General features: G+C 70.9%; 1 protein-coding gene. It reads left to right on the top strand.

What is annotated here, in order from left to right; all coding sequences use genetic code 11:
* Positions 1-156: 156 nt before the first annotated feature.
* Positions 157-1260 (top strand): ISAs1 family transposase, encoded by a 1104-nt coding sequence (locus tag ACFYQA_RS39535; RefSeq protein ID WP_388928689.1) that lies wholly within the window; start codon positions 157-159, stop codon positions 1258-1260.
* The last annotated feature ends 23 nt before the right edge of the window (positions 1261-1283 follow it).

Here is a 1283-nt window from a genome sequence, read left to right as displayed (position 1 = left end):
CAGGGCTCCGGCAAAGTCGTTTGGTAGCCCTGTGACATGTGGTTTTGCGGGTGGGTGAGGTGCGCGGGCGTGTTCCGGTCCGGTTGGATGGAGGTTCCTACGCCTTCCGTCCGACCAGGGAACAACACCCGCGCCATGCCATCGTCTCGCATCTGCGTGCCTGTTCGCACGCCCGTCCCGGAGCGCGAGCTCCTCGTCGACCTGCTCGGCCGGATGCCCGATCCGCGCCGTCGGCGCGGGGTCCGTCACCCGGTGGGTGCTCTGATCGCGGTCGCGGTGTGCGCGGTGATGGCCGGTGCGCGGGGTTTCACGGCGATCGGGGAGTGGGCCCGGGACGCCGGAGCGGTAGCCGTGAAACAGCTGGGCCTGGTGCGGGGCTCGGTGGACGAGTCGACGCTGCGGCGCCTGTTCGCAAGGCTGGACGCGGACCGCCTCGACGCGCTCCTGGGGACATGGGCGGCGACGAGGGCCGCGCTGGTCGCGGGCCGGCGGGTCATCGCGATCGACGGCAAGACCGTCCGGGGCGCACGCGGCGGTGACGCCCCGGCCCCACATCTGGTCGCCGCGCTCGCGCACGGTTCGGGAGCGGTACTGGGCCAAGTCGCCGTGCGCGAGAGGAGTAATGAGATCCCCGCGGCCAGAGAGCTGCTGGAGGCCCTTGACCTGGACGGGGCGGTGGTCACGATGGACGCGCTGCACACCCAGCACGCCACCGCGGCACTCGTGACCGAGGCCGGCGCCGACTACGTCCTGACCGTGAAGGCCAATCAGAAGTCGTTGTACGCAAGGCTCAAGGCTCTGCCCTGGGCCCGGATACCTGCTGTCACCAGAACGGACCGCGGACACGGGCGCCGCGCCACCCGCACGATCAAGGCCGTCGCCGTCCCCGCCTGGATCGACTTCACCGGGGCCGCGCAGGTCGCCCAGCTGCGGCGCACCGTCACCAGGAAGGGCATACGGACGGTCGAGATCGTCTACCTGATCACCAGCGCGGACGCCCGCACCGCGCCCCCGGAGCTGCTGGCCACATGGGTGCAGTCGCACTGGGAGATCGAGAACCGCCTGCACTGGGTCCGCGACGTCACCTTCGACGAGGACCGCTCCCAGGTCCGCACCGGCAACGCACCCCGCGTCATGGCAGGCGTCCGCAACACCGCGATCACCCTCCTCCGCCTCCACGGCCACCAGAACATCGCCGCCGCCCTACGACACCACGCCCGCGACACTGACCGCCCCGTCAACCTTCTCCTGACCGCATGACCGACGACTTTGCCGGGGCCCTG

It is taken from the genome of Streptomyces sp. NPDC005774, assembly GCF_042871645.1.
In the GTDB taxonomy this organism is placed as follows: domain Bacteria; phylum Actinomycetota; class Actinomycetes; order Streptomycetales; family Streptomycetaceae; genus Streptomyces; species Streptomyces pratens.
The sequence above is the reverse complement of the archived record's forward strand: the minus strand, read 5'-3'. Positions and strand labels throughout refer to the sequence as shown.